At 73.6% G+C, this 16,315-nt stretch carries 16 protein-coding genes; 15 read left to right on the top strand and 1 reads right to left on the bottom strand.

From position 1 onward, the window contains the following. Positions 1–231 precede the first annotated feature (231 nt). From D1350_RS11490 to D1350_RS11480, 3 genes are read left to right on the top strand one after another with little or no spacing between them, the layout of a single operon-like run. Entirely contained in the window at positions 232–585 is a 354-nt protein-coding gene (locus D1350_RS11490; RefSeq protein WP_125776154.1) for a hypothetical protein, read from the top strand. A gap of 3 nt (positions 586–588) precedes the next feature. Next, positions 589–1,965 (top strand): radical SAM/SPASM domain-containing protein, encoded by a 1,377-nt coding sequence (locus D1350_RS11485; protein WP_125776153.1) that lies wholly within the window; start codon positions 589–591, stop codon positions 1,963–1,965. Continuing rightward, positions 1,955–2,803 (top strand): LpxL/LpxP family acyltransferase, encoded by an 849-nt coding sequence (locus D1350_RS11480; protein WP_125776152.1) that lies wholly within the window; start codon positions 1,955–1,957, stop codon positions 2,801–2,803. The genes D1350_RS11485 and D1350_RS11480 overlap by 11 nt, the downstream gene beginning before the upstream one ends. 62 nt (positions 2,804–2,865) lie before the next feature. On the opposite strand, the gene D1350_RS11475 is transcribed toward D1350_RS11480, so the two are convergent. Further along, positions 2,866–4,008, bottom strand: coding sequence for a GTP-binding protein (locus D1350_RS11475; protein WP_125776151.1), 1,143 nt, complete (start codon positions 4,006–4,008; stop codon positions 2,866–2,868). A gap of 149 nt (positions 4,009–4,157) precedes the next feature. Between D1350_RS11475 and rpmB the strand changes: the two genes are divergently transcribed. The 12 genes from rpmB (at position 4,158) to D1350_RS11415 (ending at position 16,221) form a co-directional block, all read left to right on the top strand. Beyond that, positions 4,158–4,394 (top strand): 50S ribosomal protein L28, encoded by a 237-nt coding sequence (gene rpmB / locus D1350_RS11470; RefSeq protein WP_125776150.1) that lies wholly within the window; start codon positions 4,158–4,160, stop codon positions 4,392–4,394. Further along, positions 4,394–4,699, top strand: a complete 306-nt coding sequence (gene rpsN, locus D1350_RS11465; protein WP_125776149.1) for a 30S ribosomal protein S14 — start codon at positions 4,394–4,396, stop codon at positions 4,697–4,699. The genes rpmB and rpsN overlap by 1 nt, the downstream gene beginning before the upstream one ends. A 24-nt stretch (positions 4,700–4,723) precedes the next feature. Next, positions 4,724–4,846: a type B 50S ribosomal protein L36 gene (ykgO, locus tag D1350_RS11460; RefSeq protein ID WP_069387640.1), complete on the top strand. Its 123-nt coding sequence runs from the start codon at positions 4,724–4,726 to the stop codon at positions 4,844–4,846. Positions 4,847–4,924: 78 nt separating this feature from the next. Beyond that, complete coding sequence (rpmF, locus tag D1350_RS11455) at positions 4,925–5,092, top strand: 50S ribosomal protein L32 (RefSeq protein WP_125776148.1); 168 nt, start codon at positions 4,925–4,927, stop codon at positions 5,090–5,092. Beyond that, positions 5,092–7,086 (top strand): TIGR03773 family transporter-associated surface protein, encoded by a 1,995-nt coding sequence (locus tag D1350_RS11450; protein ID WP_125776147.1) that lies wholly within the window; start codon positions 5,092–5,094, stop codon positions 7,084–7,086. Before rpmF ends, D1350_RS11450 begins: the two co-directional genes overlap by 1 nt. Further along, complete coding sequence (locus D1350_RS11445) at positions 7,083–8,780, top strand: anchored repeat ABC transporter, substrate-binding protein (RefSeq protein WP_125776146.1); 1,698 nt, start codon at positions 7,083–7,085, stop codon at positions 8,778–8,780. The genes D1350_RS11450 and D1350_RS11445 overlap by 4 nt, the downstream gene beginning before the upstream one ends. After that, positions 8,777–9,775 carry a choice-of-anchor M domain-containing protein gene (locus D1350_RS11440; RefSeq protein ID WP_125776145.1) on the top strand — a complete coding sequence of 333 codons (999 nt, stop codon included), beginning with the start codon at positions 8,777–8,779 and terminating at the stop codon, positions 9,773–9,775. The genes D1350_RS11445 and D1350_RS11440 overlap by 4 nt, the downstream gene beginning before the upstream one ends. Further along, entirely contained in the window at positions 9,772–10,641 is an 870-nt protein-coding gene (locus tag D1350_RS11435; RefSeq protein WP_125776144.1) for an anchored repeat-type ABC transporter ATP-binding subunit, read from the top strand. The genes D1350_RS11440 and D1350_RS11435 overlap by 4 nt, the downstream gene beginning before the upstream one ends. Further along, positions 10,638–11,540, top strand: coding sequence for an anchored repeat-type ABC transporter permease subunit (locus tag D1350_RS11430; RefSeq protein ID WP_206074511.1), 903 nt, complete (start codon positions 10,638–10,640; stop codon positions 11,538–11,540). Before D1350_RS11435 ends, D1350_RS11430 begins: the two co-directional genes overlap by 4 nt. 92 nt (positions 11,541–11,632) lie before the next feature. Next, on the top strand, positions 11,633–12,184 hold the full coding sequence (locus D1350_RS11425) for a hypothetical protein (RefSeq protein ID WP_125776143.1): 552 nt from the start codon (positions 11,633–11,635) through the stop codon (positions 12,182–12,184). Positions 12,185–12,276: 92 nt separating this feature from the next. Then, positions 12,277–15,489, top strand: coding sequence for a choice-of-anchor M domain-containing protein (locus D1350_RS11420; protein ID WP_125776142.1), 3,213 nt, complete (start codon positions 12,277–12,279; stop codon positions 15,487–15,489). A gap of 3 nt (positions 15,490–15,492) precedes the next feature. Then, entirely contained in the window at positions 15,493–16,221 is a 729-nt protein-coding gene (locus D1350_RS11415) for a class I SAM-dependent methyltransferase (protein ID WP_125776141.1), read from the top strand. Positions 16,222–16,315: the final 94 nt, after the last annotated feature.

The raw sequence follows: 16,315 nt of genomic DNA, 5'->3' as shown, positions 1-16,315 counted from the left end.
AGCCGTTGCCGCCCTCGGATCAACGGGTCGATGCTGTCGCGGCTGGGCACAGGAGCGCGGGCGACCTGCTGCTAAGGCACGCAGCTATCGGACCCCTGACCTGGAACGATCCTTAATTCACCCGCTGTCCTGGTGCGCGGAGGGAATGTGTCGCATTAACTGACGTTGCGTCACTTCCCCCACGAAGCGATGTCAGGGGGCCCGGACGCCACGGCAGACCAGGAGACAACCATGGTCAAGATCGTCGAGTTCGTCGCACCTGACTCCATCCGGCTCGGTGACCTGTCCCCGCAGGAGGCGGAGAAGGCCGCGATCCAGACCGCCGAGGAGATGATCTCCCGGCTCGGCGGCCTCCGGCCCGTCGGGATCAACGCGATGGCGCTGTCGCGCATCGAGACCGAGGTGTGGGTGCAGTGGACGCGCGCCTGCTGCGGCCACCGGGCCCTGATCGAGGACTTCGAGGAGCCCATCGTCTCCGAGCTCGACGTCGCGGCGTCGCGGCTGCCCGCACGACTGCAGGGAGTCCACCTCGAGTCGACCCTGCGCACCGTGCGGCTGCAGGGCACCGACCACGTGGCGGAGTGAGACGTGGCCGCGGTCGCGGTCGAGCTCCACGGGTCGCGGTTCGACCCCGCGAGAGTGCATGCGCAGGTCCGGGGCGACGCCCTGCTGCTGATGGACCGCGTCTCCGGCAGGTGGGGCACGGTGCCCGCGGTGTGGGTCGACCTTCTGCCGATGACTGTCACGGCGAGTGCGGCGGCGACCAGCGCGGCCGCCACGGCGCTGCGCGAGTACATGATCGAGCACGACATCGGGACGCGTGGCGGTGACCGGTCGTTCGGCACGCTGAACACGCTCATCATCAAGCTCACCGCAGCGTGCAACCACGCGTGCACCTACTGCTACGACTTCGAGGCGACCTTCGGCGCACGCCGCATCGACCCCGCCGTCGCGCTCAAGACCGTCGAGGAGGCCCTCGACGAGTGCGACGGGAGCCTGCAGGTGATCCTCCACGGGGGCGAGCCGATGCTCGTGTGGGATCTCGTCGAGGACCTCGTCGTCCGCTCGGAGGCTGCAGCGGTGCAGCGCGGCAAGGTGCTGCGTTTCGTCGGGCAGAGCAACATGTCGCTCCTGTCGGCACGCATCGGACGCTTCAGCGTCGAGCACGACATCGTCTGGGGCGTCTCTGTCGACGGGCCAGCAGACGTTCACGACCACTTCCGCGTCTACCGCAACGGCCGGGGCACCTATGCCGACTTCGCGCGCTCGCTCGAAGCCTTCCCGAACTTCATGCGCACCTGTGGCGTCCTGTCGACGGTGACCCGCGCGAACGAGGGCCGGCTCCTGGAGGTTGCCGCCCACTTCCGCGACCTCGGCATGCCGTCGTGGGACTGGACCCTCTTCCAGGCGATCGGACGAGGAAGGCACGAGGCCGACCGGTTCGAACCTGACGTGGAGACCGTCGTCGCGTCATGGGTAGCCCTCTACGACGCGGTGTGCGCGGGTGAGTTCCACGGGTTTCCCGTCGTGCCGGTGCTGTCCTACGTGCAGAACTTCGTCCGGGGGCCAGGACCGAACATGTGCATGCGGCCGCAGTGCGGGGCGGCGCGCGACCTCGCGTCGATCTCCGTCGACGGCACGATCGAAGCGTGCGACTGCATCGACCGCACAGGCCCGCTCGCCGGGCTGGGGGACGCGAAGCAGGTCACCCTCGCGCAGGCACGGGCGACGCCGCAGGCTGACACGATCCGCGGGCGCGACCTCAGCGCCACACGGTGCTCCACGTGCACCTGGTTCGGCGTCTGCGGTGGCGGCTGCCTGGCCCACGCCGCGAGCCGCGACGAGATCCCGCCCCTCGCTTGCGCGCTCGCCCTGACCGCCTTCGACCGCATCGCGGGCGACCTCGTCCGGCCCGGCGGCGACCTGCGGCGTTACCTCGCGAGCGTCGGTGCCGATGCGCCCTAGCCTCGAGAGCTGGCTCGCCGAGGCGCAGCGAGAACCCCTGGCGCGCATCCTGCTGGCAACCGCCGACCCGATGTCTCTGGCCGCCGCCCTGAGCGCGTCAGACCCGTGGGGCGAGGCCCGGGCGCTGGCCCGGGCCTCGGCCATCGGGGGCGCCGACCCGCTGCGCTGGCTGCAGCACCGGCTGTGGTGCGCCACCCGGCGAGCGCAGGGCGCCGACCGCAGCCCGCTCGACGTCGTGGTGGACGGCACGGCGCACCTCGCCGAGACTGCAGGGCGCCCGACAGTGCTCGTCGCACCACTGATGCTCGACACGCAGGACGCCGTGGACGTCCTGCAAGCCATGTTCCCCGACCGGCGCCACATCCTGTTCGGGGAAGACGTCAGCCCGGGCGATGTCGTCGGCGACGTCGAGGTCCCGGAGCCCGGCCATGAGGCGCGCCACGTCCTCGAGGTCCTCGCGGACGGCGGCGTCTACTGCACCTACGGCGACTTCGTCTACCAGGGCCGCTCGACGGTGGACGTCGACCTGCTCGGTACCCGGCGGGCGATGTCGCGGGGCTGGGCGGCGGTCGCGGCCCGCGACGGCACGATGCTGCTCCCGCTCGCCGCCCGCCGCGGCGACGACGGAGGACTCGTCGCCGACCTCGCCGAGCCGGTAGAGGTCCGTGGCCGGCCGCGACCCGAGCAGGTCGCGCCGCTGCTCGCCGCCCTGCTCCAGGAGCGCGTGCTGCGCGCGCCCGAGCAGTGGCTGCTGCTGCCGACCCTGACGTTCGAGGCGAGCCAGGCCGCGCCGCCGAACGCCGGACCGACGCAGCCGGTGCCGCAACCCGCTGCCTGAACAGGACCCGCCGTCGGGGCATACTCCCGGGCCTGCGGGGGGCGAGACGGCGCGGGGCCGCCTCAGCGGACGGCGCGTTCCCCCAGCCACGGCGCGAGGGCATCGTCGCGGCCGATCCAGACGAGAGCGCCGTCGGCCATCTCGGAGTCGGTGAGCAACGCGGCTTCGAAGGCGGCGTGCAGTCGCGGGAGCGGGTCCTCGTCATCGGCGGCGCCGACGAGGACGAGGCGGCTCTGCTCGGGGTTGCCGGCGCAGGCCTCGACCCAGGGGCCGAGGTCGCCGATGTAGAGCTGGCCGCCGGCGCCGTCCCAGTGGCACGCGGTGCCTGGCCGGTCGGCCACCTGGAAGACGCCGCGGCTGCGGACCCGGCCAGTGCCGAGCGCCTCGATCTGTTCGAGGAGCCGCTCCGGGTGCAGCGGCCGGCGGGACGTGAGCTCGAGCGTCCAGCTCAGGTCGCCCGGCAGCAGCGGGCCGCGCAGCGGGCCCCGGGCTCCCAGGGGGTGCGCGCGCCGTTCTCCGCGGACGGTGTCGTGCCGGTGCCCGAGGAGACGCGCCGCGCCGAGTCCGTGAAGCCCGTCCAGCCGGTGCGAGTCGGCGGCCCGGAGCCGATCGAGGAGGCCGGAGCCGGTGGGTGCCATCGACCGCTCGCCGACGGTGACGACAAGGTCGGCGTGCTCGACCTGCGCCGCCAGGGCCTCGCCGACCGACCGTTCGTCGTCCTCGGTGAGGGCGAGTCCCCGTTCGCCGAGCGTCTCGGCGTCAAGGAGATCCGCCTCGAAGGTCGCCAGATCCACCAGCGCGGCGACCGTCGCCACATGGGCACGCGCGAGGAGGCCGCCCGGCTGGGTGGCGGCGGCGATCGCCCGGGTGGCGGGGAGGCTCTCGGCGCTCAGCGGCAGGGCGAGCACGGCTCCGGTCCAGCGACCGTCTGCCGCCAGGCGCGCCAGCGTGGGCAGAGCATCCTCGCGCACCGCGCAGGACAGGCAGGCGTGCTCCAGCGGGATCCGCTCGTCCTCCAGGACGCCGGACCCGTCGGTCACCACGCGGCGGACCGCGCCGTACTTCGCCAGGACGTCGTGCCGGACGACGACGACTCCTGGCGCGTCCATGACCAGGCCGAACGCGACCGACTCGCGGAGCACCGGGTCGGTGGACGCCAGGACCGCGACGGGGAAGCTCTGGTCGTGGGGGTGCGGGCCGGGCATGGGGCCTCCCTGGGTGACTGGACCGCCCGGAGCGCCGGCCGGTATTGATAACCATTCTCAGACCTGTGTACTGTAACGCACTGGATGAGAACGATAGTCATATTCGTCCGGTGGCCACCAGCCCTGGACGCGCGCTGAGAGGAGCACGCATGTCAGCCCACTGCCAGGTGCTGGGCACCAAGCCGGGGTTCGGGAACTCGATCTCCCACTCGCACCGCAGGACCAAGCGGCGCTGGGACCCGAACATCCAGAAGAAGCGCTACTGGGTCGGGTCCCTCGGACGCCACGTCACCCTCCGCGTCAGCGCCAAGGGCATCAAGACCATCGACCGGCGCGGCATCGAGGTCGTCGTGGCCGAGATCCTGGCGCGCGGGGAGAAGGTCTGATGGCCAAGAAGTCGAAGATCGCCGCGGACGAGCGCAGACGTCGCGTCGTCGAGCGGTACGCCGACCGCCGGGCCGAGCTCAAGGCGCTGGTCAGCAGTCCGACGACGGACCCAGCCGACCGCGAGCGGGCGGTCCGCGACCTGGCGGACCTGCCGCGCGACTCGAGCCCGACGCGCCTGCGCAACCGGGACGCCGTCGACGGCCGCCCGCGGGCCTATCTGCGCAAGTTCGGGCTCTCCCGCATCCGGCTGCGCGAGATGGCGCATCGCGGCGAACTCCCGGGCGTGACCAAGTCCAGCTGGTGACCAGCCGTTCCGAAGGAGGAACCCATGAAGGTCCGCGCATCCCTGCGGTCTCTCAAGGACAAGCCCGGCGCGAAGGTCGTGCGCCGGCGGGGCAAGACGTACGTGATCAACAAGCTCAACCCGCGCTGGAAGGCGCGGCAGGGCTGACCGAAGAACCACGCTCACCCGCCCGGTCGGGCCGGCTCCCGCAGGCCCGACCGGTCTCGACGAAGGAAGGAGACCGACATGGCGGTCCCCAAGCGCAAGATGTCCCGTTCCCGCACGCGGTCGCGCCGCGCCCAGTGGAAGGCCGAGGTGCCACAGCTGGTCCCGGTGACGGTGGACGGCCGCGAGGTGCGCGTCCCGGCGCGGCTGGTCCCGGCCGTGCGCCGCGGCCTGGTGGTGCCCGAGTGATGCCACGGTCGACCAGCTGGAGAACCACCGCGGCCGCGCTCGGGAGCGTGGCCGCAGTGGTGATGTCGGCCGTGACGGTGGCGGCCCAGCCGCCAGACGCCCAGGCCCTGACAGTGGCCGACCGTGCGATCGTGCTGACGCACGGCCACGTCGACGGGTTCGAGACCACGTACGACGCCACCTCCGGCGCCCTGGTCCTCTCGGTCAAGGACGACACCCGCATCTACTCGGACGCCACGGTGCTCCACCGCCCGGAGAGCACCACCTTCGCCTACGAGGACGGGCGCGCGGTCCAGTCGCTGCCGCCCGCGACCGGCGCCTGGGCGTTCCTCGGCGAGCACGGCGGCACGGAGGCGTGGATCGCCACCCAGACCGGGAGCGAGCAGGACTACCTGCCCTGGGTGGGGTGGAGCACCGAACGGCTCACGGCCTCGCTCGCGGGCACGGGCATCCAGCCGGCGGCCGGGCAGCCGGTGTCGCTCGACGTCGTCGTCGACGGGCCCGGCGATGTCCTCACCTTCCAGAACGACTCGTTCGGGCAGCCGATCAACCGGTACCTCGACACCACCACGTCCGACGGCGGGACCATCCCCGTGGCCGCGAACGCCCACGTGCACACCAACTGGGTGTTCACCGCCGAGGGCGACTACACGTTCCAGGTCACGCCCTCGCTCGCCACGGTCGGCCACGGCACCATCGGCGGCCCGACGGCGACCTATCACGTCCGGGTCGGCGAACGCACGGCGCCCACGCCGGAGCCGAGCCCGACGCCGTCGGTGGAGCCGACCCCGTCCGCTACGCCGGACCCGAGTCCGGAGCCGACCCCGGAGCCGAGCCCCACCCCGTCGGCCGAGCCCTCCCCGTCGCAGACCCCCGAGCCCAGCCCCACGCTCTCGGTGACGCCTACGCCCGAGCCGAGCCCGACCCCGTCGGTGCAGCCGACCCCGTCGGTGCAGCCGACCCCGTCGGTGCAGCCGACCCCGTCGGTGCAGCCGACGCCGGCGCCGAGCCCGACGCCCACCCGGACCAGCCCGCCGCCGTCGAGTCCCGGGCCCACAGCGCCGCCCACAGCGCCGCCCACAGGGCCGCCCACAGGGCCGCCCACGACGGCGCCGCCCGGCCCGGCCCCCGTCCCGGCGCCGACCGCACCGCAGTGCACGCCGACACAGATCGACCGCAAGGCCCCTGCCGCACCGGCCGGGGGCATCTCGACCGGACACCTCGACTTCGGGGCGATGGTGGAGGGCGATTCGCTCGTGGCCCGCGTGAAGGACGACCGGACGCAGCCTCCGAGCTGGGTGGACCCGGCGGGCCTGACGCTCCGGCTGGGCGATGCCGCCGAGCGCAAGGTTCCGGCCGACGGAGCGTTCTCCTTCCTCGGCACGGCCGGCGACACGATCTGGTCGATCGGCCAGGTCCAGGAGGACGGTGTGCCGTGGCTCGGGTGGAACACCCAGCACCCCACGCTGATCGAGCGGGCCACGGGCCCCGTCACCTTCCGGCTCGACGACGTGCGCGGTCCCGGGAGCCTGGGCGTGTACGCGAACGGGACGTTCGGCGGGGTGGGGACCAAGTACCTCGGCACCATGGCGGGCTTCCCTCGGTCGATGGACGTGCCGCTGAACCAGCACGTGCACGGCAACTGGGTCTTCACCGAGCAGGGCGCGTACACGGTGACGATCACGCAGTCGGTCCCGGTCAAGGGCGGCGGCACGCTCAGCGCGACCGCCTCCCTGAGGTTCTCCGTCGGCGACGGCGCCACGACCGAGAAGGTGTGGGTGGGCCGCACGGCGGACGGCGTGGAGTGCGCGCTGGCCCCGCACCAGATCAGCGAGATCAAGGCGAAGGGCGGCACCTATCAGCCGCCGGCCGGCTCGCTGGCGAGCACCGGCGCAGAGCCCGCGGGCCTCGCCCTCGCCGCGGTCGCGGCGGTGGCCTTCGGTGCGCTTCTGCTCCTCGCCCGGCGCCGCCGCCTGCCCTCGGTTGCGACGTGACCGGCGTGACCGGCCGGGCACGCCGCACGGGCGGGGCCGCGTGCGTCGCCTTGGCCGCGGCTGTCGTGCCGGCCGCGTGCGCCGCACCCGGCCCGGCGGGCGGCCCCGACGACGGCCGCCTGCAGGTGGTCGCGACCACGGGCATCCTGGCGGACCTGGCGCGCAACGTGGCCGGGGACAGTGCGGACCTCACCCAGATCGTGCCCGACGGCGCGGACCCCCACTCGTACGAGCCGACGCTGCGGGACGTCCGGGACGTGGTCTACGCCGACGTCGCGCTGAGCAACTACCTGCTGCTCGAAGAGCACGCGGTGGTGAAGATGCTCGACGCGAACCTGCCCGAGCACGCTACCAACGTCTCCCTCGCGGAGGCCGCGACGAAATACGCCGCCGAGGTGATCCCGCTCGTGGAGAACCTCAACCTGGACACGGTGTGGCTGGGGCTGCGGGTGTCGGGCACCGGCCAGGACCTCGGTGCCACCCGGGCCTCCGAGGTGCGGCTCAGCGCCACGTCGATCGACGGCCCGGGTGACCTCTCCGGGTTCCTCACGGAGACGTTCGGCAACCCCCGGGCCTACTTCGACTCGTCCGACGGCATCCAGGCGGGCGACCGCGACAGCGTCACCCTGCCGGTGGACGCCCACACCCACATGAGCTGGGGCTTCACCGAGCCCGGGGTCTACCGGCTCGAGCTGGCCGCCGAGCTTCTCGCGGACGGCCCCGGCGCGCCCGTGCAGCTGGGCCGGGAGTCCTTCACGTTCGCGGTGGGCGTGGACCCGCACGGGGTCGCGGCCGACCTGGCCGCAGACCTCGGCGACGGGACCGACGTCGAGGTGCTCGACGCCGGTCACGCCGACCTGACCGTCCGGCTCGACGACCGCGACCTGGTGATCCAGGCTGACGCCATCGGCGACCCGGGCGAGGGCGACCCGGGCGAGGGCGACCCGGACCACGAGGGCGACCCGGACCACGAGGGCGACCCGGACGCCGTCGGGCACCCTCACTCGGCGTCGCTCGACCCCGCGAGGACCGTCATCTCCGTGCCGGCGAAGGCGCTCGCGCCCGTGCCTGCGGGCCGCGGCTTCGGGTTCCTGGGGCGGGCGGGCGACCCCGTCCACCTGCTCCCGCAGGCGGTGCTCGGCAAGCACGTGCACGGGGAGATCGATCCCCACCTGTGGCACGACGTCCGCAACGCGAAGGCGTACGTCCAGGTCATCCGCGACACGCTGACCGCCGCGGACCCGGAGGGAGCGGGGGAGTACCACGCGAACGCGGGGCGGTACCTGACCCTGCTGGACGAGACCGACGCCTACGTCGCCGAGACGATCGCGGAGATCCCCCGCACGCGCCGCTACCTGGTGACCACCCACGACGCGTTCGCGTACCTGGGCCGGGCGTACGACGTGGAGATCGCCGGTTTCGTGGCGCCCAACCCCGCCACCGAGCCCAGCGTGGCCGACCGGGTCAGGCTCACCCGGACGATCCGCTCGCTGGACGTGCCCGCCGTGTTCCTCGAGCCGTCCGTCGCTGCGCGCTCACAGGTGCTGGCCGAGGTGGCGGCCGAGAACGAGGTGGCGGTCTGCCCCATCTGGTCGGACGCCTTCGACGACCGCGTCACCACCTATGTCGACCTGATGCGCGCCAACGCGGACTCGCTCCGCCGGTGCCTGACCCCAGAGAGGAGCACCCCATGAGCACCCGCACTCGTGCCGCGCGCGTCCTGACCGCCGCGCTGCTGGTCGCTGTCCCGCTCGCCGTCGTCCCGCTCACCTCCCTGCCCGCCACGGCGGACGAGGAACCGTCGCTGGAGCAGTCGGTGACGGCGGGCGAGGAGATCGTCGGCGAGGAGACCGTCGTGACCGACGGGCACGTCGACGTCGGCCCCCGGTTCGTCGAGGGGGAGTGGACCATGCTCGCCCGCGACGACCGCACCTACCCGCCCGTCTGGCGGGCACCGGAGGACGTGGTCTACCAGCTCGGGGAGGCCTCGGTCCTCCCCGCGCCCGACAGCCCGGACTACGCGTTCCTCGGCGTGGAACCTGGCACGCCCCTGTACGTGGTGCCGCAGACGCAGGCGACCGGCGTGCCGTGGCTCGGGTGGAACACCCAGCACCCGGGCGTGGTGGAGCGGCTGGCCGACGGCGCACGGTTGCGCCTGGACGCCGTCGACGGGCCGGGCGACCTGGTGGTCTTCCTCCAGGAGGGAGTGTCCGGTCCGCCGAACGTGCTGTGGCAGTCGGGGGACGCGTTGCCGCAGGAGCTCTTCATGGAGACCAACACGCACGTCCACGCCAACTGGGTGTTCACCGCGCCCGGCACCTACGTGCTCGACGTCGCCATGGTCGCCGAGCTGGCCGACGGCGAGGCCGTCGAGGACACGGCCCGGCTCCTGTTCGCCGTCGGGGAGGGCACCGACCCGCAGGACGTGCTGGCCGCCGGGGCGCAGGCCGCCGCGGCCGACACAGAGGTGCAGCCCTCCGGCGAGCCCGCAGACGAGACGAGCGACGCTACGACGGCGGCGCCGCCGTCGGGCGACGCGGGGGACACGGGCGCGACCGCGTCCTTCGGGCCCGCGCTCTGGGCCGTGCCGCTCGCGCTGCTGCTCGCGGCCGTCGCGGTGGTGGGGATGCTGCGCTCCCGCCGCGCCCGGGCCGAGGCCGAGCGCGACGAGCCGGGGGCCGGACGATGACCGCCACGGCGACCCGGCCGCCCGGGACGGACGCGGCCCCGGTCACGTCGCGGCAGGGCTTGGAGGTGGGTGGGCTCGCGGTCGGGCTCGGCGGACGCCAGGTGCTGCACGACGTCGATCTGCGGGTGGCGCCGGGCGAGCTGGTCGGGCTCGTCGGACCCAACGGCGCCGGCAAGACCACGCTGCTGCGCACGGTCCTGGGCCTCGTGCCGCAGGGCGCGGGACGGGTGGAGGTCGCCGGGCGGGCCGCCCGCCGCGCCCGGGCACGCATCGGGTACGTGCCGCAACGGCACGAGTTCGCCTGGGACTTCCCGGTCACGGTGAGCGAGGCGGTGCTCGCCGCCCGGGCGCGGACCATCGGCTGGTTCCGGCGTCCCGGCGTCGACGACTACCGGGCGGTGCGCCGGGCGCTGGACCGGGTCTCGATGACCGACCTGCGTGACCGCCCGGTCGGCGAGCTGTCCGGCGGGCAGCGCCAGCGGGTCCTCGTGGCCCGCGCCCTGGTGACGGAGCCCTCCGTGCTGCTCCTCGACGAGCCGTTCACCGGGCTCGACGTACCGAGCCAGGAGCTGCTCATGGACCTCTTCGCCGGCCTCGCCCGCGACGGCGCAGCCGTGCTGATGACGACCCACGACCTCGTCGGGGCCGTCCACGGCTGCGACCGGCTCTACCTGCTCGACCGCACCGTGGTGGCCTCGGGGACCCCGGCCGAGCTGTCCGGCCCCGAGCCCTGGCAGCGGGCGTTCCGCATCTCGGAGGGGTCGCCGCTGCTGGCGGCGCTCGCGGCGGCCGTCGCGGCGTCGGCGCCTCGCGGCGTGACCCGCGGTGTGCCCGCCGTTCGAACGACGACGGAGGACGACGCGTGATCACCCCGGTGGACTTCTTCTACGACCTGGTCAACCCCGACCTGGCGTTCCTGCCCAAGGCGCTGCTGGTGGCGGTGATGTCGTCGGTGGTGTGCGGGGTGATCGGGTGCCACGTGGTGCTGCGCGGCATGGCGTTCATCGGGGACGCCGTGGCGCACGCGGTGTTCCCCGGGCTGGCCGTGGCCTTCGTGCTGCAGGGCTCGCTCGTGCTGGGCGGCCTCGTCGGTGGCGTGGTGACCGCGATCCTGGTCGCGCTGTTCTCCCAGCACCGACGCCTCCGGGAGGACTCCGTGATCGGGGTGTTCTTCGTGGCGGCCTTCGCGCTGGGCATCGTCATCATCTCGGCGGCACCTGGGTACAGCGGCTCGCTGCAGGACTTCCTGTTCGGGTCGATCGTCGGCATCCCCGACGAGGACCTCGCCCTCACGGCCTACGTGGGCCTCGGGCTCCTGGCCGCGCTCTTCCTGTTCCACAAGGAGCTCGTGGCCGTGAGCCTGGACCGGGAGTCGGCCCGGGCCGCGGGCCTGCCGGTGCTGTTCCTCGACCTGCTTCTGTACGTGCTGGTCACCGTGGCGATCGTGATCTCGGTGCAGACCATCGGCAACGTGCTCGTGCTGGCCCTGCTCATCACCCCGGCGGCGGCGGCGCGCCTGCTCACGGACCGGCTGGTGCCCATGATGCTGATCGCGCCCGCCATCGGCGGAGGATCGGCCCTGGTCGGGCTCTATCTCTCCTGGAGCCTGGACCTCCCGGTGGGCGGCACCATCGTGCTGGTCGCCACCGTGGCGTTCCTGCTGGCCTGGCTGCTCGCGCCGCGGCACGGCGTGGTCCGGGCGCTCGTGCGCGCCCGCCCCCGCGCCCGCCCCCGCCCCCGCATCGCCGCCGTGTCCGGATCGTGAGAAATGTTCGCCAATGCCTTGTGCTTTGGCTGTTTGAGAATGATTATCATTCTGGCTCGCCATGGTGGCGGGCCGACAAGGAGGAGACACCCATGCGCAACAACCGAACGGCCCGCCGCGTGGCGGCCACGCTCGGCACGCTGGCCCTGGCGGCCGGCGTCAGCACGGCGCTCGCCGGCCCGGCGGCTGCGGCCGACCGGACCTCGGGCCACTTCGACGTCGCCGCCGAGATCACCTGCGACGTGTCCGGCAACGTCGTGGGTGTCGAGGTGGGCCTTCACGAGCACGTGAACGGCAACCACGTCGAGCTCCCGGCGGGCGACTGGCTCGCCTACACGAGCAACAGCGGCCCCGCGGTGGGCTTCGCCGTCGAGGCCGACGGCTGCGACCCGGTGTCCGTCCAGTTCAAGCCCAAGCGGCTCATCTCCACGAGCACCGGCGGCACCATCGCCGGCGTCAGCTCGGGTGGCTGGCTGGTGTCGAGCAAGACGTCCGCCTCGGGCAGCGTCACGCTCACGTCGGCCGGTCACGAGGACGTCTCCTGGGGCTTCTCGTCGAACGGCACCTACCTGCTGCCGTTCGACGTGACCGTCGCGGGCTACGGGACGGTCACGTCCGCCGCGGTGCCGTTCAAGAAGTCCTGACCCCCTGATCGCACCGCGCCCGGCCGGGACCGGAACTCCTCGGCCGGGCGCGGCCCCACCCCCCGGCAGACCCCACCCCAGGGATTCCCCATATGAACCTCTCCCGCCAGGGCGCGCTCCTCGCCGCCCTCGCCCTCGCCGCCGTGCCCGCCGTCGTGCCGGCCTTCGTGCCGGCGCCGGTGTCCGCGGCGGCGTCGTCCGCTGCGACCGCCTCCGGTCGCACCGTGATCGACGCGGGCACCGCCTACGTCGCGCTCACCCAGGAGAACGGCCTCGGCCTTGCGCTCGACACGGTCGCGCCGGGCGAGCCCTCCGACTCGGCGGGTACCCGGAACGCGCTGGACGACGTCGTCCTGTCCGTACCTGAGCCCGCCGAGGTGGTGATCGGCGACCACCCGAGCTGGCAGCCGCTCGCCGACCCCGGCGACACGCTGCTCGGTCTGCCCGCCGAGGGCGCCGGGCTGCGGCTCGGCACCTCGAGCCTCGACTTCCCATTCGACGAGAACATGTTCGACGGGCTGGTCGTCCACTCGTTCGACGTGGAGGTTGCCGCTCACGAAGGGCCCGGCCGGGTGGCCGCCCTCGACTGGTACGACCGGCCGGAGGGCCGGGCCGTGACGGACTGGTTCGCGGGGTCGGGCCTCCGCTCCGAGGTGGCGTTCCGGTCGGGGGTGGAGGAGAACCGCCGGGAGGTTCGGGGCTGGTACGTCACGGAGCCAGGTCTCTACTGCCTCACGCTGAGCGTGACCGGGACCCGGATCGACCTGCCGCCGTTCATGGAGGGTGAACCGACCGAGACGCCGGTCGGCCCGGCGACGGGCGTGCTGCGACTGGCGGTCGGGGACGTGCCGGACCCGGCCACTGCGCCGTGCGGCATGCCGGCAGGAGGTGGGGAGCCGACGCCGACGCCGACGCCGTCGGCCGAGCCCAGCGCAGAGCCGAGCGTGAGCCCGTCGCCCACGCCCAGCCCTTCCCCGTCCGAGGCTCCGGACCCGGAGGACCTGACCGACCCGCGGAACAACGTGCTGCTGCCCCGCGACCACGCTGACGTCGCGGTGCGTGAGGCCGCGAGCCGCCTGGAGCTGGGCGTGCACGAGAAGCACGGGCTGGTCGACCGGTGGCACGCCCCGGAGACGCTCGTCATCCACGTCTCCGACGCGGCCCGGACCACCATCCCCGCACCCACCGGGCTCGACTACACGTTCATCGCACCGGCAGGGTCGGCGGTCTACCGGCTGCCGCGCACCGGCACGGGCGGCGTGCTGCCGTGGCTGGGCGTCTCCTCGGAGTCGTTCACCCCGTCGAGCTACCGGGACCTCCCGGCCCTGCGCCTGGAGAGCGTCACCGCGCCCGACGGCGGTCCGGCGCCCGGCCACTTCCTCGTCGGCACGGTCGAGGCGCCGGCCGTGACCGCGGTCGGAGCGTCTCCCTGGTTCTCGACGCGGCAGGGCCTGCCGCAGGCGTACCCCATGAAGTCGTCCGGGCACACGCATCTGACGTGGGACTTCACGGCCGCCGGTACCTACTGCGCTCGGTTCTCCTCCGTGGCGACGACGACCGCCGGACAGCGCGCGGACGACGAGATCGTGCTGACCTTCGTCGTGGGCGGCGCCACCTACGACCCGACCAGCGAGCCCACCTGCGCCCAGGCCGACGTGCTGCGCCCCCGCAGCCACGCGGCTGCGCCGGACCGGGCTCCGGGCGGGGTCGTCGCACGTGTCGACGCTCCCGTGCGCGGGAGTCGCGTCGGGTTCACGGACGTCACCCCGCGCCTCGACGACGGCGGGCTCCACGTCGACCTGGTCCGGGGCGACCAGCGAGGGCACGGGACCCGCTACGCGGCGTCGGACCTGGTGCTCGCGACGGGCACGGCCATCGTGGGTCTCTCGACGCTCGTGCCGGGCGAGACCGTGAACGCCCACGGGCTGCGGCCCGCGGACGCCTCCCACGACGCGCTCAACCTGAACCTCGCGAACCTCGACCCCGAGGACTGGCAGGGCGCCCTCCGCTGGGAGCTGGATGCTGTGGTGGGGCCCGGCGGCCTGGTGGTCCAGGACCGTTACCGGCTCGACGGCGGCCTGCCGTCGACGCTCTTCAGCACGCTGACCGGATCCGGAGCCCGCGCCACCACTGTCGCGCCGGGCGGCTCCAACCACCTCAGCTGGTGGTTCACCGCCCCCGGCCGGTACTGCGTGAGCACCACGCTGTCGGGTACGACCGCGGACGGCGAGTCGTTGAGTGCCCGGACCACCCTGACGGTGGCCGTCGGCGTGGACCCGGCGGGAGTGCAGCCGTGCTCGGGCCCCGGCGAGCCGACGCCGACGCCGACGCCGACGCCGACGCCGACGCCGACGGCCAGCCCGAGCCCGACGCCGTCGGACCCGGGACCCGGGACCTCCGGGCGGGCCGTGCTCGACGGCGGCCACGTCGACGTGCTGGCCCGCGTGGGCGACGAGGCTCTCGACGTCGTGGTCCGGGACGACCGGGCCGTGCCTGCCACCGAGCACGACGCGTCCGAGGTGACGTTCGACGTGCCGCCGGCTGCGCAGGTGTCGGTTCCGGGCGACCCGGCGTACGGGTTCCTGGGTGAGCCGGGCGTGTCGGTGTGGGTGCTGCCGGAGACGCAGGTCAACGACCTCGTGTGGCCGGGGTGGAACGTCGAGACCGCGCCGGGCGTATCGGTCGGAGCGGTCCGGTGGACCCTGCGTGACGTCGACGGCCCCGGCCGGTTCGCTCTGTTCGACAGCGGTGGAGACGCGTGGGGAGCGCCCCGCATGCTCCTCGGGGAGGACTCCACCTCGTTCACGTACGACCAGCACGGTCACGGCTCCTGGGCCTTCGGCGCGGAGGGTGTCTACTGCCTGGACCTCGGGGTCGCGGCGCTGGCGGCTGGTGGCCAGGTTGTGCCGGGCGCGTCGGCCGCCGAAACCCTGCTCTTCGCGGTCGGGGTCGATGCCGGGCGCGTGACCGAGCAGCACTGCGGTCTCACGGCGGAGGAGGTGGACGCCGCCCTGGGGGGCGGCGGGCCGTCGCCGACGCCTTCGCCGACGCCTTCGCGGTCGACGTCGTCATCGCCCGACCCGTCGGTCGCGCCTTCTGCCGGGCCGTCGGGCGGCGGCAACAGCTACGGCAACGGCCCAGGGGCTGGCGCCGGAGGGCCGGGCTTGTTCGGAGGTCCGGCCGGGAAGCTCGCCTCGACCGGGTTCGGCGTCGCGGGAGCGGTGGTGGCGGCGCTGTCCCTGGTAGCCGCTGGAGTGGTTCTGCTGGTGTCGCGGCGCCGGGCGGCGCAGGCGGGGAAGGGCTGAGACATGGTCGACGAGTACGAGGTGATGGGCGAGTTTCACGACCTGTTCATGCGGGACGCCTGGGAGAGGTTGCGCCCCGCGCTCGTCGGCGCCTTCGGCCGGCTGGGGCCGGGTGACGCGGTGCTGGACCTCGGTGCAGGGTCCGGGGTGGGCACCCGGCTCCTGTCCGAGGTCTGCGCCGCACAGGTCGTCGCGGTGGAGCCCTCGCTGGTCCACCGGGCGATCCTGACCGCGCGGGTGGCTGACGACGCCCGACTGTCGCGCCAGGTCACCGTGCTGGAAGGGCGGGTCCCGGAGGCGATCCGGGACCCGGCGGTCGCCCGGCGGCGGTACGCGGGCTTCGTCTGCGCCCACATGCTCGGGCATCTGAGCAGCGCCGACCGGGTGGCGACCTTCGAGGCTGTCGGCGGCGTGCTGGCGCCGGGTGCGGTCGGCCTCGTGACGGTGGCACCGGACGCCGGTCTGGACCAGGCTGCCACGTATGACGACCTGACCGAGGAGCGCGCTCTGGGGGAGCTTCGATACGTCGCCCGCTACGTCCCCGAGGGGGACGCGGGCGCGTACACCAGCGTCTACGAGGTGTACGACGGCGACCGCCTGCTCCGCACGGAACGGGTCACGGGCAGCTTTGAGGCCGTCGACGCCGCCCGGCTCGAGGCGGAGCTGCCAGGGACCGGGCTGTCGGTCGCGGACCGGCCCGTCACGGGCGTCGTGCTCGTGCGCAAGGACTGATCGTCCAGACCGACACTCTAGCTCCGCCCGCAGGGCCTCCTTGCGTTGACTCTGGCGTGCGGCGCGTTGCGGCATCACCGCCGCCAGCGCCGCC

This window comes from Antribacter gilvus, from assembly GCF_003946865.1.
GTDB classification, from domain to species: Bacteria; Actinomycetota; Actinomycetes; order Actinomycetales; family Cellulomonadaceae; genus Antribacter; species Antribacter gilvus.
Note: the sequence above shows the minus strand (reverse complement) of the source record. Positions and strands in the feature narration are given on the sequence as shown.

What these genes read in the sequence shown, in the direction of transcription:
- rpmB (WP_125776150.1), top strand. Translation starts at nt 4,158, where the DNA reads ATGTCAGCCCACTGCCAGGTGCTGGGCACCAAGCCGGGGTTCGGGAAC.
- D1350_RS11420 (WP_125776142.1), top strand. Translation starts at nt 12,277, where the DNA reads ATGAACCTCTCCCGCCAGGGCGCGCTCCTCGCCGCCCTCGCCCTCGCC.
- D1350_RS11475 (WP_125776151.1), bottom strand. Translation starts at nt 4,008, where the DNA reads ATGCCCGGCCCGCACCCCCACGACCAGAGCTTCCCCGTCGCGGTCCTG.
- D1350_RS11490 (WP_125776154.1), top strand. Translation starts at nt 232, where the DNA reads ATGGTCAAGATCGTCGAGTTCGTCGCACCTGACTCCATCCGGCTCGGT.
- rpsN (WP_125776149.1), top strand. Translation starts at nt 4,394, where the DNA reads ATGGCCAAGAAGTCGAAGATCGCCGCGGACGAGCGCAGACGTCGCGTC.
- D1350_RS11440 (WP_125776145.1), top strand. Translation starts at nt 8,777, where the DNA reads ATGAGCACCCGCACTCGTGCCGCGCGCGTCCTGACCGCCGCGCTGCTG.
- D1350_RS11480 (WP_125776152.1), top strand. Translation starts at nt 1,955, where the DNA reads ATGCGCCCTAGCCTCGAGAGCTGGCTCGCCGAGGCGCAGCGAGAACCC.
- D1350_RS11450 (WP_125776147.1), top strand. Translation starts at nt 5,092, where the DNA reads ATGCCACGGTCGACCAGCTGGAGAACCACCGCGGCCGCGCTCGGGAGC.
- ykgO (WP_069387640.1), top strand. Translation starts at nt 4,724, where the DNA reads ATGAAGGTCCGCGCATCCCTGCGGTCTCTCAAGGACAAGCCCGGCGCG.
- D1350_RS11425 (WP_125776143.1), top strand. Translation starts at nt 11,633, where the DNA reads ATGCGCAACAACCGAACGGCCCGCCGCGTGGCGGCCACGCTCGGCACG.
- D1350_RS11415 (WP_125776141.1), top strand. Translation starts at nt 15,493, where the DNA reads ATGGTCGACGAGTACGAGGTGATGGGCGAGTTTCACGACCTGTTCATG.
- rpmF (WP_125776148.1), top strand. Translation starts at nt 4,925, where the DNA reads ATGGCGGTCCCCAAGCGCAAGATGTCCCGTTCCCGCACGCGGTCGCGC.
- D1350_RS11435 (WP_125776144.1), top strand. Translation starts at nt 9,772, where the DNA reads ATGACCGCCACGGCGACCCGGCCGCCCGGGACGGACGCGGCCCCGGTC.